Source organism: Streptomyces albicerus, assembly GCF_008905045.1.
Lineage (GTDB): Bacteria > Actinomycetota > Actinomycetes > Streptomycetales > Streptomycetaceae > Streptomyces > Streptomyces albicerus.
This window is the reverse complement of the sequence record NZ_VWMY01000001.1, coordinates 1-24185: the sequence shown is the minus strand read 5'-3', so window position 1 is coordinate 24185 and position 24185 is coordinate 1. Positions and strand designations below refer to the sequence as shown.

General features: G+C 70.5%; 23 protein-coding genes and 2 pseudogenes. 10 read left to right on the top strand and 15 right to left on the bottom strand.

What is annotated here, in order from left to right; genetic code table 11:
• Positions 1 to 32 precede the first annotated feature (32 nt).
• On the bottom strand, positions 33 to 998 hold the full coding sequence (locus GAS53_RS00125) for an SDR family NAD(P)-dependent oxidoreductase (RefSeq protein ID WP_151475286.1): 966 nt from the start codon (positions 996 to 998) through the stop codon (positions 33 to 35).
• Positions 999 to 1104: 106 nt separating this feature from the next.
• On the opposite strand from GAS53_RS00125, the gene GAS53_RS00120 reads away from it, so the two are divergent.
• On the top strand, positions 1105 to 1680 hold the full coding sequence (locus GAS53_RS00120) for a TetR/AcrR family transcriptional regulator (RefSeq protein WP_225858628.1): 576 nt from the start codon (positions 1105 to 1107) through the stop codon (positions 1678 to 1680).
• Positions 1681 to 1692: 12 nt separating this feature from the next.
• A pseudogene (locus tag GAS53_RS00115) lies at positions 1693 to 2562 on the top strand (LLM class F420-dependent oxidoreductase).
• A gap of 131 nt (positions 2563 to 2693) precedes the next feature.
• Here GAS53_RS00115 and GAS53_RS00110 read toward each other — a convergent pair.
• The 9 genes from GAS53_RS00110 to GAS53_RS00070 all read right to left on the bottom strand — a co-directional run bounded on the left by GAS53_RS00110 (position 2694) and on the right by GAS53_RS00070 (position 8977).
• A complete protein-coding gene (locus tag GAS53_RS00110) occupies positions 2694 to 3539 on the bottom strand; it encodes a class III extradiol dioxygenase subunit beta (RefSeq protein ID WP_225858652.1) in 846 nt (281 codons plus the stop codon).
• Position 3540: 1 nt separating this feature from the next.
• A complete protein-coding gene (ligA, locus tag GAS53_RS00105; protein WP_151475284.1) occupies positions 3541 to 3900 on the bottom strand; it encodes a protocatechuate 4,5-dioxygenase subunit alpha in 360 nt (119 codons plus the stop codon).
• A gap of 34 nt (positions 3901 to 3934) precedes the next feature.
• Positions 3935 to 4681 (bottom strand): SDR family NAD(P)-dependent oxidoreductase, encoded by a 747-nt coding sequence (locus GAS53_RS00100; protein WP_151475283.1) that lies wholly within the window; start codon positions 4679 to 4681, stop codon positions 3935 to 3937.
• A complete protein-coding gene (locus GAS53_RS00095; RefSeq protein WP_151475282.1) occupies positions 4678 to 4959 on the bottom strand; it encodes a muconolactone Delta-isomerase family protein in 282 nt (93 codons plus the stop codon). Before GAS53_RS00095 ends, GAS53_RS00100 begins: the two co-directional genes overlap by 4 nt.
• A gap of 21 nt (positions 4960 to 4980) precedes the next feature.
• Entirely contained in the window at positions 4981 to 5697 is a 717-nt protein-coding gene (locus tag GAS53_RS00090) for an alpha/beta fold hydrolase (protein ID WP_151475281.1), read from the bottom strand.
• Positions 5694 to 6740: an aromatic ring-hydroxylating dioxygenase subunit alpha gene (locus GAS53_RS00085; RefSeq protein WP_151475280.1), complete on the bottom strand. Its 1047-nt coding sequence runs from the start codon at positions 6738 to 6740 to the stop codon at positions 5694 to 5696. Before GAS53_RS00085 ends, GAS53_RS00090 begins: the two co-directional genes overlap by 4 nt.
• A gap of 39 nt (positions 6741 to 6779) precedes the next feature.
• Positions 6780 to 7814 carry a PDR/VanB family oxidoreductase gene (locus GAS53_RS00080; RefSeq protein ID WP_151475279.1) on the bottom strand — a complete coding sequence of 345 codons (1035 nt, stop codon included), beginning with the start codon at positions 7812 to 7814 and terminating at the stop codon, positions 6780 to 6782.
• Between the two features lie 123 nt (positions 7815 to 7937).
• A complete protein-coding gene (locus GAS53_RS00075; protein ID WP_151475278.1) occupies positions 7938 to 8231 on the bottom strand; it encodes a hypothetical protein in 294 nt (97 codons plus the stop codon).
• Entirely contained in the window at positions 8228 to 8977 is a 750-nt protein-coding gene (locus GAS53_RS00070; RefSeq protein WP_151475277.1) for a PIG-L deacetylase family protein, read from the bottom strand. The genes GAS53_RS00075 and GAS53_RS00070 overlap by 4 nt, the downstream gene beginning before the upstream one ends.
• Before the next feature lie 87 nt (positions 8978 to 9064).
• On the opposite strand from GAS53_RS00070, the gene GAS53_RS00065 reads away from it, so the two are divergent.
• Together GAS53_RS00065 and GAS53_RS00060 are read left to right on the top strand one after the other, a co-directional pair.
• Positions 9065 to 9724 (top strand): 4-carboxy-4-hydroxy-2-oxoadipate aldolase/oxaloacetate decarboxylase, encoded by a 660-nt coding sequence (locus GAS53_RS00065; RefSeq protein ID WP_151475522.1) that lies wholly within the window; start codon positions 9065 to 9067, stop codon positions 9722 to 9724.
• A 48-nt stretch (positions 9725 to 9772) separates the two neighbouring features.
• The gene (locus tag GAS53_RS00060) at positions 9773 to 10426 is read left to right on the top strand and encodes a GntR family transcriptional regulator (protein ID WP_225858627.1); all 654 of its coding nucleotides are present in this window, start codon (positions 9773 to 9775) and stop codon (positions 10424 to 10426) included.
• A gap of 70 nt (positions 10427 to 10496) precedes the next feature.
• Here the strand turns inward: GAS53_RS00060 and GAS53_RS00055 are convergent, their stop codons facing one another.
• Positions 10497 to 12143 (bottom strand): AMP-binding protein, encoded by a 1647-nt coding sequence (locus tag GAS53_RS00055; RefSeq protein WP_151475276.1) that lies wholly within the window; start codon positions 12141 to 12143, stop codon positions 10497 to 10499.
• A gap of 406 nt (positions 12144 to 12549) precedes the next feature.
• Here GAS53_RS00055 and GAS53_RS00050 point away from each other — a divergent pair, with 406 nt between their 5' ends.
• The 3 genes from GAS53_RS00050 to GAS53_RS00040 all read left to right on the top strand — a co-directional run bounded on the left by GAS53_RS00050 (position 12550) and on the right by GAS53_RS00040 (position 15877).
• Positions 12550 to 14205: a sensor histidine kinase gene (locus GAS53_RS00050; protein WP_225858626.1), complete on the top strand. Its 1656-nt coding sequence runs from the start codon at positions 12550 to 12552 to the stop codon at positions 14203 to 14205.
• The gene (locus GAS53_RS00045; protein ID WP_151475520.1) at positions 14193 to 14840 is read left to right on the top strand and encodes a response regulator; all 648 of its coding nucleotides are present in this window, start codon (positions 14193 to 14195) and stop codon (positions 14838 to 14840) included. The genes GAS53_RS00050 and GAS53_RS00045 overlap by 13 nt, the downstream gene beginning before the upstream one ends.
• Before the next feature lie 125 nt (positions 14841 to 14965).
• A complete protein-coding gene (locus GAS53_RS00040) occupies positions 14966 to 15877 on the top strand; it encodes an SDR family NAD(P)-dependent oxidoreductase (protein WP_151475274.1) in 912 nt (303 codons plus the stop codon).
• 56 nt (positions 15878 to 15933) lie between these two features.
• On the opposite strand, the gene GAS53_RS00035 is transcribed toward GAS53_RS00040, so the two are convergent.
• Positions 15934 to 16725, bottom strand: coding sequence for an IclR family transcriptional regulator domain-containing protein (locus tag GAS53_RS00035; RefSeq protein ID WP_151475273.1), 792 nt, complete (start codon positions 16723 to 16725; stop codon positions 15934 to 15936).
• A 289-nt stretch (positions 16726 to 17014) separates the two neighbouring features.
• Between GAS53_RS00035 and GAS53_RS00030 the strand changes: the two genes are divergently transcribed.
• Positions 17015 to 18496: an aldehyde dehydrogenase family protein gene (locus GAS53_RS00030; protein WP_151475272.1), complete on the top strand. Its 1482-nt coding sequence runs from the start codon at positions 17015 to 17017 to the stop codon at positions 18494 to 18496.
• Between the two features lie 68 nt (positions 18497 to 18564).
• Here GAS53_RS00030 and GAS53_RS00025 read toward each other — a convergent pair whose 3' ends face one another.
• The gene (locus GAS53_RS00025; protein WP_151475271.1) at positions 18565 to 19509 is read right to left on the bottom strand and encodes an NHL repeat-containing protein; all 945 of its coding nucleotides are present in this window, start codon (positions 19507 to 19509) and stop codon (positions 18565 to 18567) included.
• A gap of 367 nt (positions 19510 to 19876) precedes the next feature.
• Between GAS53_RS00025 and GAS53_RS00020 the strand changes: the two genes are divergently transcribed.
• Together GAS53_RS00020 and GAS53_RS00015 are read left to right on the top strand one after the other, a co-directional pair.
• Positions 19877 to 21337, top strand: a complete 1461-nt coding sequence (locus GAS53_RS00020; protein WP_151475270.1) for an aldehyde dehydrogenase family protein — start codon at positions 19877 to 19879, stop codon at positions 21335 to 21337.
• 516 nt (positions 21338 to 21853) lie between these two features.
• Positions 21854 to 22657, top strand: a pseudogene (locus tag GAS53_RS00015) (SGNH/GDSL hydrolase family protein).
• 166 nt (positions 22658 to 22823) lie between these two features.
• Here the strand turns inward: GAS53_RS00015 and GAS53_RS00010 are convergent.
• Positions 22824 to 23369, bottom strand: a complete 546-nt coding sequence (locus GAS53_RS00010; protein ID WP_151475269.1) for a hypothetical protein — start codon at positions 23367 to 23369, stop codon at positions 22824 to 22826.
• 111 nt (positions 23370 to 23480) lie between these two features.
• On the bottom strand, positions 23481 to 23879 hold the full coding sequence (locus GAS53_RS00005; protein WP_225858625.1) for a hypothetical protein: 399 nt from the start codon (positions 23877 to 23879) through the stop codon (positions 23481 to 23483).
• Positions 23880 to 24185: the final 306 nt, after the last annotated feature.

Genomic DNA, 24185 nt, shown 5'->3' with positions numbered 1-24185 from the left:
AAAAGGGAGTTGATGGAATATGGAATGGGAGGTCAGGCCAGGAGCTGCTCGGAGACCTGCCACAGGCGCGCGGCCGCCTCCGGGTCCACGGCGTGCGCGGCGACCCCGGTGTTGGTGCCGGGCCGGTGCGGTTCGGCCTCGTCGCAGTCCTCGAAATACCGGCCGGTGACACCGTCGACCACGGGCGACGCGGCCAGCAGCACCGAGTTCGCGGCCCCCTGCTCCACCGTCTTGAGGGTCAGCTCGGGCGGCTGCGTTCCCTCGCCGATCAGGGCCTGGAGGTGGGCCCCGAACTGCGCCATCTCGGCGTCCCCGATATGACGCATCAGGTTGGTCCGGATCCCGCCGGGCATCAGCGCGTTGACCGCGATCCCGTCGTCGGACCAGCGCCGGCCGGCCTCGACCGCGAACAGCACGTTGGCCGTCTTGGACTGCCCGTAGGCGAGCCACGGGTCGTACGGCCGCTCGGTGAAGTGGAGGTCGTCGAAGACGACGGGTGAGAAGAGGTGTCCGCTGGAGCTCACCGACACCACGCGCGCACCGTCGGCCGCCGCGAGCGCGCCGCGCAGCCCGGTGGCGAGGGCGAAGTGCCCCAGGTGGTTGGTGGCGAACTGCAGCTCCCAGCCCCGCGGCGTCCGGGTCTCCGGAGTCCCCATCACGCCCGCGTTGTTGACGAGGATGTGCAGCGGCCCTTGCCATGCGGTCACGAACGCCTCGACGGACGCCGGAACGGTCAGATCCAGGGAGGCGACCGTCACGCCCTCGGAGCCGGTGGTGACCTTGATGTCCTCCGCGGTGCGGCGGCCGGCGGCCGTGTCCCGCACGGCGAGGACGACCTGCGCGCCGGCCCCGGCGAGCGTCCGGGCGGTCTCCACACCGATGCCGGAGGCGGCTCCGGTGACGACCGCGCGGCGGCCGGTGAGATCCGTGCCCGCGATGACGTCGGCGGCCGTGGATCCGGAGTGGAAGGGGGTGGTGACGCGTGTGCTCGTGGTCATGTCGGCACGTGCTCCCGGTTTGCTACGATCAAAAATCGGAGGCTCCTCCGCTTTGCTTGAAACTTTAAGCGGAGGGGCCTCCGATTGTCCAGAAGGAAGGAATGCTGTGACCGGCAACACACGCGGACTGCGTGCCGACGCGCGCCGCAATCGGCAACGCCTGCTCGACGTGGCCGTACGCGCCTTCTCCGAGCGGGGCACGGACGCGTCGCTCGAGGCCATCGCCAAAGAGGCCGGTGTGGGCATCGGCACGCTGTACCGGCACTTCCCCACCCGGGAGGCCCTGCTTGAGGCTGCATACCGCAACGAGGTCGCGCGGGTCTGCGACAGCGCCGAGGAACTGCTGGCTCAGTACCCGCCCGACCAGGCGATGCGGGTGTGGATGGACCGGTTCATCGACTATCTGGCCACCAAGCAGGGCATGGCGGACGCGTTGAAGGCCGTCATCGCCTCCGGTGACTCGGACCCGTTCGCTGAGAGCCTGGACCGGATCAGCACGGCCATCAGCACGCTGCTGAAGGCCGGGGCCGAGGCGGGCGTCCTGCGCTCCGACGTCGACCCTCTCGACGTCGGCTTCAGCCTCGGCGGCATCCTGCTGATCACCACCGACAAGGGGCTGCGCGACCGCGCGGGCCGCATGCTCGATCTGCTCCTCGACGGACTCCGCTACCGCGCCGACTGAACTGAAGACCCCATGCGACTGGGCGTACACATCACCCGCTTCGACCACCCCGACGGCCCGGCCGCCCTCGGACCCGAGCTGACCGCGGCGGGCGCGGAGGTGGCCGGCATCAGCCGGCTCTCCGTCATGGACCACTACTTCCAGATGGAGGGGTACGGGCTCACCGCGACGGAGCCCATGTTGGAGAGCTGGACCACCCTCGGCCATCTCGCGGCCCACACCTCGACGGCCCGACTCGGCCTGCTCGTCACCGGGGTGACGTACCGCCATCCCGGGCTGCTGGCCAAGATCGTCACCACGCTCGACGTGCTCTCCGGCGGCCGGGCCGTCCTCGGACTCGGCGCAGCCTGGTACCAGCGTGAGCACACCGGCCTCGGAGTGCCGTTCCCGCCGACCGGCGAGCGCTTCGAGCGGCTGGAGGAGACCCTGAGCGTCTGCAAGCAGATGTGGGACCCGCAGGCCAACGGCCCCTTCGAGGGCAGGCACTACCGGCTGGCCTAGACGCTCTGCGTCCCGGCGCCCGTGAGCGCCCCGCATCCGGAGATCATGATCGGCGGCGGTGGGGAGAAGAAGACCCTGCGGCTCGTCGCCCGGTACGCGGACGCCTGCAACCTCTTCGTCTCCAGTCCGGAGGAGGTCGGGCACAAGCTGAAGGTGCTGCGCGGTCACTGTGATGACGTGGGCCGCGACTACACAACCATCAGGAAGACCGTCCTCTACATGGACCCCGGCGGCACGCTCGACGGCTTCGCCGAGGCCATGGCCGAGTACGCCGCGCTGAGCATCGACGAAGCCATCGTCGCCCCGCCGGACGGCGCCCCGGCGCGCCGGATCGAGCACCGCGCGGCGCCGGCGGCGAAGGCGCTGGCCGAACTGGGCTGACGGCGTGAGACAAGGTCCCCTCGTGCTCCACACGCACGAGGGGCCCGCCGCACGACGGGCACAGGCGCAGAAGGATGTCACCGGTTCCCGGCGGTGATGTGGAGTGTGGCGCATGAGCCACCGGACAGCCGTCAGCAACGAGCGCTCAGGTTCTCGAACAGCACCATCCCGGCAGCGGTGTTCGACGCGGGCACGTGGTACGTCTCGTGCACGCGGCGGATCCGGGGACCCAGCGCACCGCGCATGATCAGCCACATGATGAGTTCGATGCCCTCGGAGCCGGCCTCGCGGATGTACTCCTCGCGGGTCAGCGCCGCCAGCTTCTCCGGGTCGTGCTCGATCGCGTCGAGGAACATCCGGTCGAAGTCCTGGTTGATGAGTCCCGCGCGGGCGCCCGCCAGCTGGTGGGACATTCCTCCGGTGCCGAAGACGGCGACCTTGAGGTCCTCGGGGAAGGACCGGATCGCCGCGCCGAGCGCGTGGCCCAAAGCCAGGCAGCGGGCGGCGGTCGGCTGCGGGTACTGGATGACGTTCACCAGGAGGGGGACCACCGCGCACGGCCAGCTTTCACCGGGGTCGGGACAGTACACCGACAACGGCACCGTCAGGCCGTGGTCCACGTCGAGTTCCTGGAACACCGTGATGTCGAAGGACGCGTCGACGAGACCTTCGACGAGGTGGTCGGAGAACTCCGGGGCGCCGGTGACGACCGGGACGGGGCGGCTGCCCCACCCCTCGTCGGCCACTGTGTACGACGGGGCCGTGCCGACCGCGAAGGTCGGCGTGACACTCAGATCGACCGCGTTGGCGTGGTCGTTGTAGACGACGACCGCCACGTCGGGGGTGTGCCGGGCCATCCACTCACGCGCCGGCGCGTACCCGTCGAACAGCGGCTTCCAGTACGGATCGTCGGTCTTTCCGTGGTCCATGGCCGCACCGATCGACGGCACGTGCGAGGTGGCCAGTCCCCAGATCACCTCAGCCAAAGCTCCGCCCTCCCGCTTTGAGCGCCTGTGCGAACTCCTCGGTGGTCATGCCGGTGAAGACCCCGCCGAGGTACTGCATGGACTTCTGGTCGACCATGGCGAGCTTGAAGACGTAGAAGATGGAGCCGCCCAGCTCCATCATCCGGTTCCAGTCCCGGTGCAGGACGGCGTCCCGCTGCTCGGCCGTGAGGCCGTACGCGTCGCAGTAGGCGGCTTCGTCGGCCTTGAACTTCGCCCGGTTCTCGGCGTGTTTGAGTGAACCGCAGAGCCGGTTCAGGGCCTGTCCGCGGCGGCTTTCCGCGGCGTCGAAGACGTAGGTGCCGGGGACCTTCGGCGTGCTGCTGGACGACATCCCGTTGCTCTCCTTCCATGGTGTGCCGTGTCGGTCAGCGCAGGAGTCCGCCGCCGTCGCAGACGAGCGTCTGGCCGGTGACCATGGCCGCGTCCGGGGAGGCGAGATACGAGACCAGCCCCGCGAAGTGCTCCGGGGTGACGAACTCCTTGATCGCCTGCTGCCGCATGGTCGCGGTGAAGACCTCGTCGCCGGAGTGCGCCCGGGTCCCGGGGGTCGCGACCTGGGCGGGCGCCACCGCGTTGACCGTGACCCGGTGCTCGCCCAGTTCGCGCGCCATCACCCGGGTCATGCCGATGAGCGCGCCCTTGCCGGCCACGTAGGCGATCTGGCCCGGCGCGCCGGTGAAGAAGGTGCGGGACGCCACATTGACGACGCGCCCGCGGTACGGGCTCTCGCGCAGCCACGGCACGCACGCCTGCACCATGAGAAGCGGGCCGACGGCGTTGACGTCGAAGAAGCGGTGGAGTTCCTCAGGGGTGGTCTCCAGCAGACTGGCCCGGCCGGACAGCAGACCGGCGTTGTTGACCAGGACGTCCACACCGCCGTACGCCTGGACTATCTCGTCCACCGTCCGGCGGGTCGCCGCCGGGTCGCTGGCATCGCAGCGCCAGTGCCGTACCCCGGGGACGACCCCGCTCGTACCGTCCGGTTCGGCGATGTCCAGTGCGGCGACGGCGAACCCGTCCGCGGTCAGCCTGTGGACGATGGCGCTCCCCAGGCCACCCGCAGCGCCCGTGACGACCGCGACCCGGGAGCCGTCGCCGTCCGAACCCGTCACGGTGCCTTCTCCTGCGGATGGGTGGCGAGCGCTTCCACAGTGATGTCCATCCACTTCCACATCGGCAGGGAGACCAGGGCGTCGTGCAGCTCCGCCGGATCGGCCGCCTCGTACAGGCCGATCGTGGCGCCTCGGCCCGGGACCCGCCACAGTCGCTTGAGGATGCCCGCCTCCCTCAGCTGCATGGCCCGTTCACGCTCGCCCTTGCGCAGGGACTCGCGGACGTCGTCGGGGGTGTCCGGGGGCAGGGTGTTCTCGGTACGGACGAGGAATTCCATACGGGCGTTCCTTCACGGGGGTCAGGCTGCGGCGATCTCCAGCAGCAGTTCGGCCAGTTCACCGGGGGCCGTGACCATGGCCTCGTGTCCGGTGGCGATCTCGTGGACCGGCCAGCCGCGGACGACGGCGCGTTCGGCCTGCGGGGTGAACACCCGCATCCAGTCGGTGCATTCGACGAAGACACCGGCGACCTGGTCCGCCTTGCCGGTCAGCCGCAGCGGCTCGGTGTACGTCAGCCACGGGTGCGGGGTCAGCCGGGGACCGAGCCAGTCGAGGTCCACCTGGTCCTCGACGCCGAGCACGCTCAGCGAGCGCACCGGGATCAGCCAGCCGAAGCCGGGCCCGGACACGGAATGCCTGTAGTGCCCGGCGATGCGGTCGGGCAGCAGGTCGATCGCCGCGTCCCCGTCGTCGCCGACGAAGGCGTCGAGATGGACCCGTTTGGCCAGCCGGTCCGGGATGCGGTCCGCGACGCCGGTGACGACCTGACCGGCGTAACTGTGCCCGACGAGTACGACGTCCCGGGCGTCGTGGGCCTCGATCAGCGCCACCACGTCCTGGATGTGCGTGGTGAGCCCGACCTGGGGAGTGAGGAGATGGGCGCGGTCGCTCACCCCGGTCAGCGTGGGCGTGTGCACCTCGTGCCCGGCCCCGCGCAGCAGTGGTGCCACCCGCTGCCAGACCCAGCCGCCGTGCCACGCTCCGTGGAGGAGTACGAATACGTGGCGGCCGCTCATGCGGATGCCCTGGTGCGCGGGGCGCTGTCACCCTGCTGTTCGCGGGCCAGCATCTTCGCCACCGCGCGGCGTCCGCGCAGCGCGGCGAGGTCGGACCTGATGCTGGACTCGGCATTGCCGCCCGGATCGGTGGCGTACATCACCTCCTGCGCCTCCAGGGCGTCGACGTCCTCCTGCATCACCGCGAGCTGCTGCTCGTGCTGGAATTTCGTCAACTCCTCGTCGTGGATGAGGTAGTCGCGGCCCAGGGCGTAGAAGTCGTGCGTCTCGTTGCCGCGTCCCGGCGTCATCCCGTACAGCACCTTCATGTGGAAGCCGTCCGGTTCCTCGGTGCCGGTGGCCGCGACGCGGATGTTGAGGACGAAGATGCCCGGCGGGTAGAAGTCGCCGTCCTGCCAGCGGTCCACCGGCGAGGTCAGCCCGCAGGACTTCTCGTAGAACGGCGGGGCCTCGATGCCGACCATCCGGCGGCTGAAGCCGACGCGGTCGCCGTCCACGGTCACGTCGATCGGGGTGGCGGCGACGGCGGCGTTGCCGATGCTCGTCGGGTGCAGGAACGTCTCGTGGGTGAGGTCGAGCAGGTTCTCCAGGAGCAGCAGGTGCCGGGCCTTCAGAGGGACGACGCCGTGCACGTGGGTCCAGTCGGGATCGGTGAGCCACGAGGTGTCGGGCAGCAGGCTCTCATCGGCCAGTTCGGGGGCGCCGGGCCAGATCCAGATGGCGCCGTCCCGCTCGACCAGCGGGAAGCGGCGCAGGGCCGCCTTGGGCCGGTCGGCCTGCTCGGCGACCCCGACGCACACACCCTGACCGTCGAAGCGGTAGCCGTGGTAGTCGCACTGGAGGATGCCCTCGTCGTCCAAGTGCCCCTGGGACAGCGGGTACTTGCGGTGGGGGCAGCGGTCCTCGATCGCGGCGACGGTTCCGTCGGGCAGCCGGTAGAAGCAGACCGGGAGGTCCGTGATCCAGCGCTGCGTGAGGGTCCGGCCGATCTCGTCGGACCAGGCTCCCAGGTACCAGCCGTTGCGGACGTGCTGAGTGAGCATGGCGGCTCTCTCCTTTCAGAAGTCCGGTCAGAAGTCCGGTCAGAGGTCCAGGACGAGGCGGCCGCCGCGGGCACGGGAGACACAGATCAACATGGTGTCGCCGGCGGCCCGCTCGTCAGGGGTGAGCAGGGAGTCCCGATGGTCGACCTCACCTTCGAGGACGGCCGTCTCGCACGACCCGCAGATGCCCTCCTCGCAGGAGGACATGACCGGTGCGCCCGCCGCTTCCACGGCCCTGAGTACCGACTGTCCCGGCTGCACGGTGAGCGTCACCCCCAACGAGCGCAGCTCCACCTCGAACGGTTCGTCGCCCTCGCCGTCACCGGAGTGCTGCCCCGGGGCCGCGGCGAACCGCTCCACGTTGAGCGATCCCGCCGGCCAGGTGGCGCAGTGGGCCTCGACCGCGTCGATCAGCCCGGCCGGGCCGCAGCAGTACACCAGGGTGGAAGGGGAGGGTTCACCGAGGTGACCGGCGAGGTCGAGCAGGCCGTACTCGTCCTGCGGCCGTACGGTCACGCGCTCGCCGTAGCCCTCGAGCTCGGACAGGAACGCCATGGACGCGCGGCTCCGGCCCCCGTACAGCAGGGACCAGTCGGCCCCGGCCGCGTCGGCCTCGGCGATCATCGGCAGCAGGGGGGTGATGCCGATGCCGCCGGCGACGAACAGGTACCGCCTGGCCTGCCGCAGCGGGAAGTTGTTGCGCGGGCCGCGTATCCGCAGCTCGCTTCCCTCGCGGACGTTGTCGTGGATCCACTGCGATCCGCCGCGTCCGTCGGGCTCCCGCAGCACCGCGATGCGCCAGCAGTCGGTGACGGCCGCCGGGCCGCACAGCGAGTACTGGCGGACGGCGCCCGTGGGGAGGACCACGTCGATGTGCGCGCCCGGCTGCCAGCGCGGCAGGGGTACACCGTCGTGCGGTGCGAGCAGCAATGAGGTGACACCGTCCGCCGCCGTCCGCCGGGACAGGACGGTGACTGTGCCGTCGTACTCGGTCTCGCGTGGCGCCGGGCTGGTCGCCGCTGCTGCCGTCCCGAGCGGGAGCGCGTCCAGGGCGGCGGTCGACGAGCTCGTCATGTGCGTCATCTCCTCGGCACGGTCGGTGGTGCGGTGGCACGGTCGACGCTAGTCGGGGGGGAACGCGCAGGTCGTCGCGCTAATGACCGGACCCGGACGGCGAAAGGTCACGACCCGCCTACGTCATTCGTCGCGCCCGCCGGGCTCCCGGACGTGCCGCGGGGTCTGGTCGAGGTGGATGTGCAGCGGGTGGTCCGTGGTCCAGAGGACCTCCACCACGGCGTGCAGATGTTCGGCGTCGACCCGCCACAGAGGTTCGCCGTAACGGTCGTCCCGCGTGACGCCGTCCGACGGGACGACGTCGGTCAGCAGCTCCTGGTGACCCGGGGCGCCGTCCGGGTCGTCCGCCCCCCGCGCGAACTCCACGAACAGGGACGTGTCGCGGAAAGGCACCCAGATGTGCGTCGCCGACGTCATGCCAGCACCCCCGTCGTCTCGGGGTAGAGCCGCACGTACGCCTCGCCCATGGTCCCGTGCGAGAGGCCGAGGTTGGGGCCGGCGTTGCGCTTCAGCTGGACGCCGCGCCGCTTGGCGAGGTCGGTGTAGTAGTCCCACATGTGCTGCTGGGCGGCCAGGCACTCCATGGCCTTGCGCTTCTTGTCGAAGACCGGAGTGATGTCCAGCAGGACGTTGGGCTTGAAGTCGCACTGTTCCGGCTGGTGCGGCTCGAAGAAGAACACCGGGGGAGCGCCGAGCGGTTCGCCGGGCGCGTCGTAGCCGACCGCCTGGGCCAGCACGCGGGCCTGCAGCGCCATGCGGGCGGCGGCCGGGTGGTCGCCGTTGTAGGGGTCGGCGAGGGTGTGCGTGAGGACGACCGCGGGGCTCACCTCCCGGTACACGCGCACGATACGGTCCACCAACTCCGGTGTCTCCAGCAGCGGGTAGTCCCCGGCGTCGAGGAACTCGATCTCCGCGCCCAGCGCGGCCGCGGCGTCGGAGGCCTCGGTGCGGCGCAGTTCCTTGATCTCGTCGAGGCGCAGGCCGTCCCGCCAGGCCCGTGCGGACTCGCCGCGCTCGCCGAAGCTCAGGCACAGCACCTTCACACGCTGACCGCGTTCGGCGGCCAGCGCGATGGCGCCGCCGGCCCGCCAGACGAAGTCGCCGGCGTGCGCGCTGACGACCAGCAGCGCGCCCTCGGGCGGAGTGGACGTGTCGTGGGTCATGAGGGGCTCCTTGGGATCGAGTGCGAAGGGGTGCGTCGACCGGTGCCGTACGAGCTCCGGTTCCGCAGCGCTGTTTTCGCGAGAGGAGTGCGGGACGAAAGAGGTTGGTCCGAGGTCGTCGCGCGGCTCGCGCAGGCCGGGGTGTCCACCGTCCACGAGGCCATCGGCCGCCGCGGCTTCGCGGGGACCGGTCTGCGGCCGAACCAGCGGAACGTGCGCATAGCCGGCCCGGCGGTGACGGTGAGTTCCCACCCGGGGGACAACCTGATGATCCACGCCGCCGTGGAGGCCTGCCGGCCCGGCGACATCCTGGTGGTGACGACCACCTCGCCGTCCACGGACGGCATGTTCGGCGATCTGCTGGCGACCTCCCTCGCCGCTCGGGGCGTCATCGGGCTGGTCACGGCGGCCGGGGTGCGCGACACCGCCGAGCTGAGGGAGATGGGCTTCCACGTCTGGGCCCGGTCGGTGTCCGCCCAGGGCACGGTGAAGGCATCCCCGGGCTCGGTCAACGTGCCCGTGACGCTGGGCGGGGTGTCCGTACACCCCGGTGACGTCATCGTCGCCGATGACGACGGCGTGGTCGTGGTGCCCCTCGCCGAGGCCGGAGAAGCGGCGGAACTCGCCGAGAAGCGGATCGCCAAGGAGGCAGCGACGCGCGAGGTCCTGCGCTCCGGGACGCTGGGCGTCGACTACTACGGGCTCCGTGCCAGGCTCGCCGAACTGGGCGTCACCTACCAGGACTGACCGCCGGCTTTCTCGCCCTGGACCTGTGATGGATGGGGACCGCACACCGTGAGCGCTTCTGTGGAAAACGACGTCACCGGTGCGATCCGGGCCGCGCTGCTGCGCGGTGACTACGTGCCGCGACAGCGCCTGATCGAGGCGGACCTCTGCGAACAGTTCGGCGCCGGCCGCTCCGGGGTGCGGTCGGCACTCCGGCAGCCGGCGACGGAGGGCCTGGTCGAGATCCAGCGCAACCGCGGCGCCCGCGTCCGGGAGATCTCCTTCGCTGAGGCGGTCGAGGTGACGGAGGTGCGGATGGTCCTGGAGGGCCTGATCGCCGCTCGCGCGGCGGAGCGGGTCAGCCCCGCGCAGGCCGAGGAGCTCCGCGCGATCGGTGCGGACATGGCTCGGGCGGTCGCCGACGGCGAACTGATGGCGTACAGCGACCTCAACGCCCGTCTGCACCGCGGTGTGCGCGACATCGCCGGCCACGAGACCGCCAACCAGGTCGTCGAACGACTGCGGGCCCAGGTGGTCCGGCACCAGTTCATGCTGTCCCTGGTCCCGGGGCGGGCCCGCGCGTCGCTGCCCCAGCACCGGCGGATCAGCGCGGCGATCGCCGCCGGGGACCCGGTGGCGGCCGAAACGGCCATGCGGGACCAGGTGGCGACCGTGGTGGAGGCGCTGCGGGCGCTCGAAGCCCGCCAGGAGCGCGCGAGCTGAGGCACGGCGAGGCGGCAGGGCACGATGTGCCCTGCCGCCGTTCCCGTTCAGGGCTTCAGGCACTCGACTGTCACATTCCGTCGCCGGCACCCGCGTCGGCGTCCTGGACCGTCTTCCTGGCCCAGGCGACTTCGAGCTTGCCGGTGGGGGTGCGCGGCAGGACGTCCGTCAGGACGACGGAACGCGGCACCTTGTAGCCGGCGAGGCTGCGCCGGACCCAGTCGCGCAGCTCCTCGCCGGTGGCGGTGGTACCGGGAGGGACCGCCACGACGGCTGCCACCCGTTCTCCCCAGGTCGCGTCGGGGACGCCGACGACGACGCAGTCCTTCACCGCGGGGTGCGAGAGCAGGACGTTCTCGACCTCCTGCGGGTGCACCTTTTCCCCGCCGGTGTTGATCACGCCGGAGCCGCGTCCGAGGAACCGGATCGCGCCGTCGGCCTCGATCCGGGCGAGATCGCCGGGGATCGCGTACCGGACCCCGTCGATGGTGCGGAACGTCGTCGCGCTCTTGGCGGTGTCCTTGTAGTAGCCGAGGGGCATGGGCCCGCAGTAGGCGAGGTTCCCGACCTCGTCACTGCCGGGTTCGACGAACCGGTCACCGGGGCCGACCACTCTTGTCGCGGGCACGGGGAAGAATCGGGCGGGCAGGTCGCGTACCGACGAGGTGATCGCGAAGGCGAAGGGACCGCCTTCGCTGGAGGCGATGGCGTCGATGACCGTGGCCTCGGCGCGCTCGTGCAGCGCGCTCTTGAGCACATCGCTGAGAGCGGTGCCGGAGCTGAGGACCCTGCGCACGGAGTTCAGGTCGTGCGGCGTACCGGCCTGTTCCGCCCGCACCAGCTCGTCGACGAGCGGTCGGCACACGGCGTTGCCCGCGACGATGACCGTCTCGACCCGCTCCGCGGCGATGGTGCGCCAGACGTTCTCCGGATGGAGGCCGCCCTGCCGCGCGGTGACCGCCCGGCCGCCCACCATCAGGGCGCCCATGGTGTTGAACAGCCCGGTGGCGTGCATGAGCGGTACGACGGGCATGGTGGTCGGTGCACGACCTTCACGGTGTGCCTCGATCGCGATGGCCACGGCCTCGTCGAGCGTCGCGGGGAGTTCGGTGACACCGAGCGGATGGAAGATCGGGACCACCAGGGAGTGCAGCAGATCGCTCTGCCGCCACACCACGCCCTTCGGCTTGCCGGTGGTCCCGCCGGTGTACATGAAGAGCCGGTCCGATCCGGGCCGCGGCTGCGGCTCGCGTGGTGCGTGGGCCGCCAGCAGGTCTTCCAGTTCGGGCACAGAGGGACCGGCCGGGCCGTCGGCGGGTGGATCGCCCGCCCTCACCAGCAGCTTCAGCGTGCGTACGTGTCCGGCGGCGTGCGTGACCCGGTCGGCCAGGGCGCCGCTGAAGACGAGCGCGGCGGCGTCGGCGTCGGTGAGGAGTTCGGTGAGTTCCTCGCCGGTGTAGCGGTAGTTGGCGTTCACCGGGACGGCGCCGAGCTTGAAGGCGGCGAAGACCGTCTCCAGGTAGGCGGAACCGTTGAACAGGTAGCAGGCCACGGTGTCGCCCTCGCGCACCCCGGCCGCTTCCAGCGCGGCGGCCAGCCGTGACGCGCGCTCGTCGAACTCCCGGTAGGTGGTGTCACGTCCGGGCTCGGTGATGGCGACGGCGTCGGGCAGGGCCCGGGAGACCGCCTCCCAGATCGTGCCGATGGACACGTCCATACCTCAGGACCTCCTCGTCCTCGGGGCGGGGGCAGACCGCACGGCCGGGCGCGGCCGGAGCGCCCCGTGGATGTCTCGGGGGAGCAGCGATCCACGGGGCGCTTCTTCCTCACCGTAGGCGGGGCGCACTCCTTGAGGAACGCGTGCAATGACTCGACCGGCTCGGCGCTTCGACAGGGCGGTGAACAGGACGAATGACGTAGATCCGCTCCGAATCCGCCGGGCTACGATGCTGGGGCGATCGCGAGTCGCCCCAGTCCGCTCACCGACTGACGCGTTCTCCTGACGCAGAGCATCCGCGTGGCGAACCGGCACGGCGAATCCAACGCGTCGGATCGGCATCACGGCGGACTTCGACAGCAGGGTCCAACGCCCGCCGATCACGACGACGATGAGGAGGTCGGTCATGTCCGCATCACCCGTGGGGTGGGACGAGGTCGCCGCCGTCGCGCCGGACGGCCTGGCGGTACTGGACTGCGTCGGCCGGTTCGTCCGCCTCAACCCCGCGGGGGTCGCGATGTGCGGCGCACCCGAGGAGGCCGACCTGCTCGGTAGGGCATCCCCGTTCGCGCTGGCGGAAGGGGCCACCGGCGCGTGCCGGGCAGGGCTGCTGGAGGAGCAGTCGGACGAGCGCGTGGCTCACTGGATGCCCGCCTCCGGGACCCGCCGGGAGTTCGCCTACCGGGCCCGCGGCCTGCCGGGCGACCCGAAGTTCACGGTGGTGTCGTTCCGCGACGTGACCGACGAGTGGCACCGGCAGCGCAGGATCGCGGCGATAGCCCAGTCGTCGATCGCACTTGCTTCGGAGGGCTCGCTCGGCTCGACCCTCGACGCCGTGGCCCGGCAGATCGTCCAGACCGACGGCCTGGCCGGCGTGCAGATCCTCATCCTGGACAGCACGGGCCGCGAACTGCGGCTGATGGGCTCGGCGGGGCTACGGCACTGGGACGCGTTCCTCGACCGGCTGCTGGAGTGCCGCGACCGCGGCGCCCGGCTGCGCATGCTGGACACCCTGCGGGAACGCAAACCGATCGTCGTCCCCCACCGGTGGGCCCAGATCCGCGAGGATCCGGCCTGGGAACCGCTGCACGCCTACCTCGGGGAGCTCAACTGGGACTCCTTCGTCAGTGTTCCGCTGATGGCGCGCGGCCGACCCGAAGGGGTGCTCAACGCGTACTTCGCACCCGGTCAGGAGATCGGCGGCCGAACGCTGGAGTTCCTGGCCGCCATGGCGGAGCAGGCCGCGCTCGCCGTCGACTACGCCACGCTGCTGCAGCGCGAACGTGAAGGGGCCCGCCGGAACGAGCGCCAGCGCCTCGCCCGCGACCTGCACGACTCGATCGTCCAGCACGTGTTCTCCATCGGCATGCAGGCCAACGCCGTCGGAGTGCTGGGGGCGCGTGACGGGCCGGTGCCGGCGGAGGCGGTCCGGCAGTTCGCGGAGGAGGTCGGGGCCCTGTCGCAGACGGTCCTCGCCGACCTTCGGGCGATGGTGCACGAACTGCGACCCACCTCCTCCACCCGGCTCGGCCTGGAAGAGGCGGTGAGCGCACTCGTCAAGAGCACCGAGAACCGGACGGGTCTCAGCTTCCGACTGCTGTTCGGCGCGGAGCTGAACGCGGTCGAACCCGACCTGGCGGAGGACATGTACCGGATCGTCGCCGAGGCCATCCACAACGTGGTCAAACACGCGGAGGCCACCACCGTCACCATCCGCCTCGGCGTACGCGACCACACCCTGACCGCCGGCGTCCGTGACGACGGTTGCGGACTCGCGGCATCCGGCGGGCGCGGCGGCTCGGGGCAAGGAGAGGACGACGGGCGGACGACCGGCGCGCACTGGGACCACGGCTACGGACTGACGACCATGCGGGAAAGGGCGGAACGATGGGGCGGCGCCATGAGGATCAGATCCGGGAAGAGCGGTACGGCCGTACGGGTCGTCATACCCCTGCCCGTACGGGTGCCGGAGCCCCCGGACACGGAGCCGGACGGCTCACGGAGCACTCCGCGGGCGGTGCCGTTTCCGGAGACACCGGACCCCGCCCCATCCGGGTCCTGATCGTCGACGACCACGCCGTCGTACGCCGCGGGATCCGCGCCTACCTCGAGGTCCTGGACGACATGGAGGTCGCTGCGGAGGCCGCCGACGGACAGGAGGCGCTCACCCGGCTCGACGCGATGGCCGCCCACCAGGAACTCCCGGACGTGGTGCTGATCGACCTGCTCATGCCCAGGATGGACGGAGCGACGGCGATCGGAGTGATCAAGCAGCGCCACCCAGGTCTCCGGGTCGTGGTGCTCACCAGCTTCGGCGAGATGGAACGCGTCCACGCGGCGCTCGCCCAGGGAGCCGCAGGCTACCTGCTCAAGGACGCGGAGGCGGGTGAGGTGGTCGCCGCCATCCGCGCGGCCGCCCGGGGCGAGGTCTTCCTCGACCCCGCGGTCGCCAGGGGACTGACCCAGGAGATCGTTTCGCCACCGACCGGGCTGGCCTCGCTCACCGGCCGGGAACGCGACGTGCTCGTACTGGTCGCCGAGGGACGGTCGAACCAGCAGATCGCCGACGAGCTGGTGATCAGCGAGCGCACCGCCCGCACCCACGTGAGCAACGTCCTGCGCAAACTCCGGCTCACCTCCCGGACCCAGGCCGCGCTGTTCGCGGTGCGGCAGGGTCTGGTCCCGCCGCAGGGCTGACCGCGACGGATGTCCTGGGCGGTTCAGGACACAGGTCCGCCGCAGGTGCCGTCATCAGCGGGTTCCTCCCGGGCCCGGAGCGTTCCTACGCTCAGGGGTACCGACCCCCAGCTCAGGAGGACAGCATGCTCGACGGCAAAGTCGCCATTGTCACAGGTGCGGGCCGAGGCCTGGGAAGGGCCTACGCCCGCACGCTGGCGGCGGCGGGCGCCGCCGTCGTCGTGAACGACCTGGACGCCGACGTGGCCGCGGAGACGGTCGACGTCATCACGGACGCGGGTGGAACAGCCGTCGCCCATGTCGGCGCGGTCGGCGGTTCCGACTTCGCCGACGCGCTGGTGCGGCGCGCGGTCGACGAGTTCGGCCGGCTCGATGTGATGATCACCAACGCCGGTGCGCTGCGCGACAGGACCCTGCGCAACACCACCGACGACGACTTCGACCTCGTCGTCACCAGCCATCTGCGCGGTACGTTCACCTGCGGCCGCGCGGCGGCGGCCCGCTTCCGTGAACAGGGCGAGGGCGGTCGGCTCATCCTGGTGGGATCACCGGCGGGGCAGCGTGCGAGCTTCGGCCAGACCGCGTATTCGGCTTCCAAGGGCGCGATCGTCGCGATGACGCGCACCTGGGCCGTCGAACTCGCGAAGATCGACGTCACGGTCAACGCCATCGTGCCGACCGCGCTGACGCGCATGGTGGCGACCATGCCCCGGATAGGTGACCTCGTGGCGAAGGTCGACGCGGGGGAGCCTGTACCCGAGGCCCTCCGGCGGCAGGGTCTCGGATCGCCGGACGACGTGGCGCCGATGATCGTGTATCTGGCGTCTAAGGAGTCGGCCCACGTCACCGGACAGGCCATCGCCGCCGGGGGCGACCGGATCGCCCTGTGGACGCACCCCGGTGAGGCCGAGGAGCGATTCCGGCAGGGCGGCTGGACCGCCGAGTCGGTCGCCGAACTCTTCTCCAGTGCCTATGCCGACCGGCTCCAGGACTTCAGGCCCACACCCCTCGACTTGGCAGCCTTTGAAGGAGCGTGATGCGCCCGCGGTCCCTCTCCCGGTCCTCAGGCTCGTGCAGGGGCCGGGGCTCCTTCTCAGGTCTGAGGCACCGCGGCGATGCGGGCGAAATCCCCGCTGATGTCTCCCGCGGTCTGCAACAGCGGTGGCAGATACTCCTCGACCAGTCGCTCGACCGATGTCTCGGCCGCGTGGCAGTTGACGTTGAGCGCCGCGATGACCTGACCGGAGCCGTCACGCAACGGGGCCGCGACCGACCGGATACCGGGCGCCAACTGCTGGTCCGTCAGCGCCCATCCGCGTGCCCGCACCTCGCGCAGGACCGCGTCGCGTTCGCCGGGGGCGGGCTGCCAGCACGGCGTCAGTCCGGAGCGCGAGGGCTCGGCGAGCACCTGCTTCAGTTCATCGGCCCGCAGGGCCGCCAGCAGTACCTTTCCCAGGGAGGTCTGCAGTGCCGGGAAGCGCGTTCCGATCTGCACCGACAGGGTCACGAGCTTCGGGACAGCCACCCGGGCCACATAGATGATGTCCGATCCGTCCAGCTGAGCTACCGAGCACGACTCGTTGGTCCGCTCCACCAGACGCTCCATGTGGGGCCGTGCGATGTCCCACAAGCCCATGGAGCGCACGTAGGCCACCCCGAGTTCGAGCACCCTGGGGGTCAGCGCGAATCCCGACTCGCACGAGCGGACATAGCCGAGTTCTTCCAGGGTCAGCAGAATCCTGCGGGCGGTCGGCCTGGCGAGCCCGGTGGCGCCGGCGACCTGCGCCAGCGACATCTGCGGCTGGCCGGGCGGGAACGCGGCAATGACCTCAAGCCCTCGGGCCAATGCCTCGATGAAGTCCGGTCCTGCTCCCTGGCGTGGCACGTGACTCCTCGGCTGCGGTCGAGCTGCGGGTTCCCACCGGTCAGCCTAATGCGTGTCCGTGATGCGGACAGTGGTTCACCGCGAGGCTTCCGCAGCCAAGGGCTTGACACCGACAAGCGTCCGAAGTGACGCTGACCTCAGACTGTCCGCCATGCGGATGATTGTCCGCCAGGCGTCACAGATCCTTCCTTCTCCCGCTTCCTGGTCATCCCCGTCCTGCACGCTCAGTGGCACGTAACGGCACTGTGGCACGGAACGGTGGGGCACACCTGATCCTCTGGAGAGTTGTATGTCCGAAAGAATCCCCACAGCACTGGCGGAGACCCGGGCGGCGCCGGTCCGGACGGGACTGCTCATCGGCGGCAGGACCGTCGAGACCGACGATTGGACAGCCGTCCACAACCCGGCGGCCCCTGAGCAGATCGTCGGTCACGCCGCCGCAGCCACCGTCGAGCAGGCCCGGGCGGCCGTAGCCGCCGCGGACGCGGCGTTCCCGAGCTGGGCGGCGATGCCCGCGCACCGGCGAGCGGAGATCATCGGCCAGGCGCTCACCCTTCTCGACGGCAGTGAGGCCGACCGGGCAGCGCTGATGACCCGCGAGAACGGCAAGATCTCCCTCGAGAGCCAGATCGAGATGAGCGTCTTCGTCGCCCGCACCCGGGCGGCCATCGACCTGGTCGACTCCCTCGACCAGGTAAGGCACCTCGACGGCCCGCCGCTGACCTCGCACATCCACCGGCTCCCCATGGGCGTGGTCACCGTCATCGTCCCGTTCAACTGGCCGATCGCGATCCTCGGCGCGAGCCTGCCGTACGCGCTGCTTGCCGGGAACACGGCCGTGGTCAAGCCCCCGCCCACCGTGCCGCTGGCCATGGTGCGCACCCTGGAACTGTTCGCGGCGGGACTCCCCGCCGGCGTCCTGAACGTCGTGACCGGCAGCAACGAAGCAGTCGCCCCGCTGCTCACCGACCCCCGCGTCCGGAAGATCGTGTTCACCGGAAGCACGGCCGCCGGCAAGCAGATCATGGCCGCCGCCGCGCAGAACCTCGCCTCGGTGACCCTCGAACTCGGCGGCAACGACCCCGCGATCGTCCTCGATGACGCCGTACTCGATCAGGAGCACATCGGACGGCTCGTCCAGGGCGCGTTCCTGACGAGCGGCCAGGTCTGCATGGCCGTCAAACGGCTGTACGTCCACCGCTCCCGCTACGACGAACTCGTCGACGCGCTCGCCACTGCCCTCGACACCCAACGCGTGGGCCCGGGAACCGACCCCGCCTCGACCATGGGCCCGCTCAACAGCGCCGCCCAGCGCGACAAGGTGACCGCCATGCTGACCGAGGCGGCCGACGCCGGAGCCGAGATCCGCGAACTGGGTACCCTGGCCCCCAACGCCGCCTCCTCAGGAGGACACTTCCTGCGCCCCGCCCTCGTCCTCGATCCCGACCCGGGCCTGAGAATCGTCACCGAGGAACAGTTCGGCCCCGCCCTGCCGATCCTGCCCTTCGACGACGTCGACTCCGTACTGGACCAGGTCAACAACGACTGGTCGGGACTGTGCTCCTCGGTCTGGAGCGCCGACCCCGCCCGCGCGGCGGGCCTCGCGGAACGGCTGCGCACCGGCACCACCTGGATCAACCACGCCAACGCGGTCGCATGCGACGACCGAGCCCCCTTCGGCGGCTTCCGCCAGAGCGGCATCGGACGCGAGATGGGCCCGGACGGCCTGCTCTCCTTCACCGAAGCGCACACCATCACGACGCACGGATAGAAACGGCGAGTACCGCTGGACCCCGCCGGCCTTGAGTGGGCGGGGTCCAGCCGTACTCCGGTCGTACGTCACACCAACGGCACGGACACCGCGTTGTAAGGGGTGTTCTCATCCCGGTCCGGGGTGGTGAAGCGGGAGTTGGGAAGGTACAGCCGACCCTTGTAGGCGGCGGCCGTAGTGGGCAGGTCGAAGCGGTCGTCCCTGATCACTCCGATCGCAGTGCCCCTAGTGCCCGACCGGTTGAGCCGGATCACGTCCACCTGGTTGGGGTTGGGCTGGACCACGTAGAGAGTGCGGCCGATGAGCACCAGCCCGTCGCCGCTGGGCAGCGTTGTGTCACCCAGGTCGACCTTGCTGGTCACGCCGGTGCGGGGGTTGACGCGCATCAGTGAGCCGCCGTCCGCGGCCGCGTTGGTGACGAGCAGGGCGCTGCCGTCGGGGGTGAGCGAGATGCCGTTGGACGTGAAACCGGACTGCACCCAGTCACCGCTCAGCGTGAGGCTCTCCGGGGCGCCGATGCGGCCCTTCCTGCCCAGCGGCAGCTTGAAGAGCTGTGCGCTGAACGACTCGGTGAACCAGGCGGCGTCGCGGGTGAGCAGGACGTCGTTGACGAAACTGTTCTCTCCGGCGACCACGTGGTTGGCGAGCAGCGCACCACTGTGGGCGTCGACGACCCGCAGTTCACCACTGCTGCCGCCCGCCAGGAACAGCCGCCCCCAGGAGTCGGCCTTCAGCCCGACCGTCATGCGTCCCAGGCCGCGGTGGACCACCTTGCCCTTGCCGTTCGTGAGGTTCACCCGGTACACGCCGCCGGTGGCGATCGATCCGAAGTACGCGTACGGCGCGGAACCGATCGCGACTCCCTCCGGCCCCCAGCCGTTGGGCAGCGAGAACTCCTTGGGCCAGGATCTGGCGGTGCCCGGGGCAGCCTGTGCCGTACCACCGACCAGGGCGGTCGCTCCCAGAGCGATGCCCGCGCCGAGAACCTGCCTGCGTGCGAGAGAGCTTGTCATCGATCGTCCTTCCACTGAAACCAAGACGGGCCGCCGGTTCGGCTGGGCGCCTGGTTCAATTCTTGATAGTTCAAGTATTCGGGTACAGCGACGAATGTCCTGACTCTCTTCGGTCCATCGGACGGAAAGCCGCCGGGTCGGTACTAGCGCGGACCGTTGAGGCGGGCCATTCGACAGCAGGCCGACCTGGCAAGGCCGAACGTCGCGCCCGGGATACGTCATTCGTCCTTACTTCCGGCGCTCGCCTCCCGGTTCTCTGTCCAGGCGGTCACCGCTGGGACATCATCCGAAAACCTGCCGGTCGCAGTGGCGCGACCGGCGTGAGCACGGTGACGGCTGCGCGCCGCACCGAGAAGGCGAGCGGGCCATGAGCGTGCCGCGACCGCACATCGAACCCGGCAGTCTCTTCATCGGTGGAACCTGGCGGGACGCGGAGTCCAAGGAGCGGCGCGACGTCGTCGACCCGTCCACCGGCAGAGTCGTCACCACGGTCGCGGAGGCCGACGGGGCGGATGTCGCCGCCGCGGTGGCCGCCGCCCGCGAGGCCTTCGACGCGGGGCCCTGGCCCCGGACACCGGCCCGCGAGCGCGCCCGCGTGCTGCACCGGGTGGCCGACCTGGTGCGCGACCGGGCGGACGAGATCGCCGCTGTCGAGAGCCTCGACGTCGGCAAGCCCGTCTCGTTCAGCCGGGGGGTGGACGTGGAGACCGTGGCCGAGACGTACGAGTACTACTCGGCGCTGGCGCAGAGCCTCGACGGAGCCACGCGGCAGCTCCCCATACCCGCCCACGCCTACACCCGCAGGGAGCCCATCGGCGTGGTGGGAGCGATCACCCCGTTCAACTTCCCGTTGATTCTGAGCACGTCGAAGGTCGCCCCCGCCCTGGCGGCCGGCAACACCATCGTCCACAAACCGGCCGACGAGACCCCCCTCAGCGCGCTGCTGATGGCGGAGATACTCGCCGACGCCGGCGTTCCCGCGGGAGTGGTGAACGTCGTCACCGGCAGCGGCCCCGTCCTGGGTGAGGCACTGGTGCGTCACCCAGGCGTCGACAAGATCGCCTTCACCGGGTCGACGAGGGTCGGCCGCCTGGCGGCGAGCACGGCCGGCGAACAACTCAAGCCGGTCACCATGGAGTTGGGCGGCAACGCGCCGCACATCGTCTTCGAGGACGCCGACGTCGGGAAGGCGATCGGCGCGATCATCAAGGCCTTCGTCTTCAACACCGGACAGTTCTGCATGGGCGGACCCCGGCTGCTGGTCCACCGGTCCCTGTACGACACCACGCTGGGCATTCTCGCCGACGCGGTTCCGGCCGTCCCCGTCGGCGACCCCTTCGACCCGGCCACCGTCGTCGGGCCGATGGCCGGCGAGCGGCACGTGGAGAACGTCGAGCGCTTCGTGAAAGCGGCTGTCGAGGACGGCGGCCGCATCGTCGTCGGCGGTGAGCGCTTGGAACTCAACGGCGGTTACTACTTCAAGCCCACCGTCATCGCCGGCCTGGACAACGACGCCCGCACCGTCCAGGAGGAGATCTTCGGCCCGGTGCTGACGGTTCAGCCCTTCGACACCGAGGAAGAGGCGATCGCGCTGGCGAACAGCACGCCGTACGGACTCGCCGCCGGTCTGCAGACCTCCGACCTGGCGCGCGCCCATCGGGTCGCCGCGCGACTGGACGCCGGCATCGTCTGGGTCAACGACTGGGCCATGCTCGATCCCGCCGTGCCCTTCGGCGGCGTCAAGCAGTCCGGCTACGGACGCGAATCCGGGCCGGAGGCGCTGCAGGCGTACACGAGGACCAAGTCGGTCGTTATTTCCCTCGTCTGACCCCTCGACAGGGCCGGCTCCGAGCGCCCGGCCGCCGCCGGCGGGCCCTCCCGGCCGGATCGGCCGGGTGAACTCCGTCCCCGGCTCTTAAGAGCCGGAGGTGAGCCGGGGGCATGGCGGCCTGGCAGTAGGCGTTGTCGCCCGGGCCGTGGACGCCACCGTTGAAGGCGACCCGATACGGGCGGTTAGGCGCGAAACGGCGGGCGGTGGTGAAGCCGACCGCGTCCCCGTTGTGCATGCCGTTGACGACCCGGGCGCTCAGGTGCCAGCGCAGACCGTGGTCGGTGCTCAGGTCTGAAGAGGGAAATGGGCGGTGAGGTCGGCGCGGGACCAAGGCGGAGGACTGCGGCGGTGGACCGCCCTCGACGGCCTCAGCTCCTGCCTGAGCGGCGTCACTTTGCAGGAAGGTGAGCCCGCAGCTATCGTCATATTCAACAATGCGACTAGGTGCCTAGTTGCTTAGCGATGGCCGTGTGCCACTTCCATCAGCAGCGTTGACGAGAGGCGGGCGGCCCCGTGTCGAGCAGTGGGTATCTGCGCTATGTCGCCCTGGGCGACAGTCACTCCGAGGGGCTCGGGGACGGCGACGACGTCCGTGGTCTTCGGGGCTGGGCGGACCGGCTCGCCGAGCGGGTCGCCCGCCACAGCCCCGGCCTGCTTTACGCCAACCTCGCGGTGCGCGGCCGTAAGGCCGGTCAGGTGCGCGCCGAGCAGCTGGCTCCGGCTCTCGCGATGCGGCCCGACCTCGCCACCGTGGTGGCTGGGCCAACGATGCGTTGCGCCCGGGCTGTGACCTCGACGAGGTGGCCGGCCATGTCGAGGCGATGTTCGCCGCCCTCACCGCGCAGGGCGCCACCGTCGCGACCCTCATGTTTCCCGATGTCGGGCGTATCACGCCGTTGGCCCGCCCGATCGGTCACCGTGTTCTCGCACTCAACGCGCATCCGGGAGGCCGCCGACCGCCACGGCGTGGTGGTGGCGGAGACGGCCGCGCACGCGGCGGCGACCGATCCGCGGTTGTGGAGTGCTGACCGGCTGCACGCCGGCCCGCTGGGACACACGCGCATCGCGGCTGCCGTGGCCCAGGCGCTCGGTCTGCCGGGCAGCGACGACAAGTGGACCCTTCCCCTTCCGGCCGAGGGGACAGACATCTCTGTCTGGAGGACCGTGGGTGCCGAAGTGCGCTGGGCCGGCACCTTCCTCGGCCCTTGGGTCGGCCGCCGCCTGCGTGGCCGCTCCTCCGGCGACGGCCGCCAGGCCAAGCGGCCGGCGCTGCTTCCGGTGGCCGCGTCCGCTGGGGACACCTCCCCATCGGTGTGATGCTCTGGCTTGCGACGACGCTGGCGACTCCTCGTGCTGAACTGCTCTTCACCGGACGGGAGCTGGAAATGAGTGACATCCATGCCTTCGCGTACTGCGCGCGAAGCGTCTGCGGATCGTCAGCGACGTGGTCGTAGGCGTCGTGGCACTTGCTGTTCACCGTGTTCTACGTCAGTCCAACATCGACCCCGCCAGTCACCTCCACAAGCTGCTCATCGGCTGGCCAGCGCGGACAAGGGGGCGAAGGCCGGTGGCAGCAGACCGACCTCGGAGTGCGGATCGTCCAGTCGATCAAAAGTCCTCCCAGGGTGGACACAGGATCGACTGAAAGGTGGTGGACGAGAAGGAGGTGACGGAGGAGCTCGGCAAGGGCAAGCTGTTCGGCGCGCTCGTCGCCCCGCGACACTTTCACCGTCGCCGCACTCACCAGCCCCGAGGCGGCGCGCAACGCCGTCCGCCCGACACTCACCGTGCTGGCCAGTCGGACTATGCGCAGGTAGGCAGGGAGCTGACCGCTCAGGCGGAGCTGGCCGTTGCCGTGCTCCTGCTGCTGACCGATCCGACCGTGGCACAGGTCGGGGACGGGCATCCGCTCTCCCACAGTGGCCTGGGCCTGAGTGCCTTCTCCTACTCGCTCGTCCTCGTCGTCTGCGGCATGCTCGCCGCCAATGTCATCAGCGGCCAGGTGGACCACGCCCTCGGCTACATCCACAGCGACATGGGCACGCTGAGGATCCACAGCCCGCTACTGCGGGCGACCCGGGAACAGACCCTGGCCCTCAGCAGCACGCTCATGTCGGAGATGGCTGTTCATCACGATCTTCTACATCGCCATGGCGGTACCGACGTCCGGCGCCACGGTCCCCATCCAGGCACTCCCCGGCAGCGTCTCGTAGTCGCGGGCAAGACGGCGGTGCAGCAGCAGGGTGCCGAAGGTCTGCTCGACAATCCACCGTTTCGGCGCCGGCGTGAAACCCTTCGTATGCGGATCCCGCTGGACCACCTCGATGTCGATGCCCAGGGTGCGGCCGTGGTCGATGACCGCGTTCTTGAACCCGGCGTCGGCCCAGCCCTTGGTCACCGACGGGTTGTCCGCAGCCACCACGATCACCGCGATGAGCAGGCCGAGGACGTCGGTGGCGATGCCCCGCTTGCGGCCCCGGCTCTTCTTGACGGGATCCAGCCCGGTCGTCTCCTGCGGCGCATTCGTGGAGGCGTGCACGGTCTGGTTTCCATCACGATCGCGGACGGGTCCTCGCCGCGGCCGCGGCTCTCGCGCACCTGCCGGCGCAACAGGTCGTGGATGGCCTGGTCGGTGCCGTCGTCGCGCCACTTGCCGAAGTAGTAGTACACCGCGGTATACGGCGGGAAGTCGTGCGGCAAGGGGCGCAGCCCCAACTCCGGGGGCGACTACGGCCTCCTGCCCTACCGTCCGGGTCTGCTGACACTGCAGCGCTGACGGCGTGACACGGGGTCAGGCTCCGGTATGGAGCCGGCGTGGCGGGCTCGGCGGAAGGCCGAGCCCGCC

What these genes read in the sequence shown, in the direction of transcription:
- GAS53_RS00025 (WP_151475271.1), bottom strand. Translation starts at nt 19,509, where the DNA reads ATGACAAGCTCTCTCGCACGCAGGCAGGTTCTCGGCGCGGGCATCGCT.
- GAS53_RS00080 (WP_151475279.1), bottom strand. Translation starts at nt 7,814, where the DNA reads ATGACGAGCTCGTCGACCGCCGCCCTGGACGCGCTCCCGCTCGGGACG.
- GAS53_RS00050 (WP_225858626.1), top strand. Translation starts at nt 12,550, where the DNA reads ATGTCCGCATCACCCGTGGGGTGGGACGAGGTCGCCGCCGTCGCGCCG.
- GAS53_RS00020 (WP_151475270.1), top strand. Translation starts at nt 19,877, where the DNA reads ATGAGCGTGCCGCGACCGCACATCGAACCCGGCAGTCTCTTCATCGGT.
- GAS53_RS00125 (WP_151475286.1), bottom strand. Translation starts at nt 998, where the DNA reads ATGACCACGAGCACACGCGTCACCACCCCCTTCCACTCCGGATCCACG.
- ligA (WP_151475284.1), bottom strand. Translation starts at nt 3,900, where the DNA reads ATGTCGTCCAGCAGCACGCCGAAGGTCCCCGGCACCTACGTCTTCGAC.
- GAS53_RS00095 (WP_151475282.1), bottom strand. Translation starts at nt 4,959, where the DNA reads ATGGAATTCCTCGTCCGTACCGAGAACACCCTGCCCCCGGACACCCCC.
- GAS53_RS00055 (WP_151475276.1), bottom strand. Translation starts at nt 12,143, where the DNA reads ATGGACGTGTCCATCGGCACGATCTGGGAGGCGGTCTCCCGGGCCCTG.
- GAS53_RS00030 (WP_151475272.1), top strand. Translation starts at nt 17,015, where the DNA reads ATGTCCGAAAGAATCCCCACAGCACTGGCGGAGACCCGGGCGGCGCCG.
- GAS53_RS00070 (WP_151475277.1), bottom strand. Translation starts at nt 8,977, where the DNA reads ATGACCCACGACACGTCCACTCCGCCCGAGGGCGCGCTGCTGGTCGTC.
- GAS53_RS00040 (WP_151475274.1), top strand. Translation starts at nt 14,966, where the DNA reads ATGCTCGACGGCAAAGTCGCCATTGTCACAGGTGCGGGCCGAGGCCTG.
- GAS53_RS00075 (WP_151475278.1), bottom strand. Translation starts at nt 8,231, where the DNA reads ATGACGTCGGCGACGCACATCTGGGTGCCTTTCCGCGACACGTCCCTG.
- GAS53_RS00090 (WP_151475281.1), bottom strand. Translation starts at nt 5,697, where the DNA reads ATGAGCGGCCGCCACGTATTCGTACTCCTCCACGGAGCGTGGCACGGC.
- GAS53_RS00085 (WP_151475280.1), bottom strand. Translation starts at nt 6,740, where the DNA reads ATGCTCACTCAGCACGTCCGCAACGGCTGGTACCTGGGAGCCTGGTCC.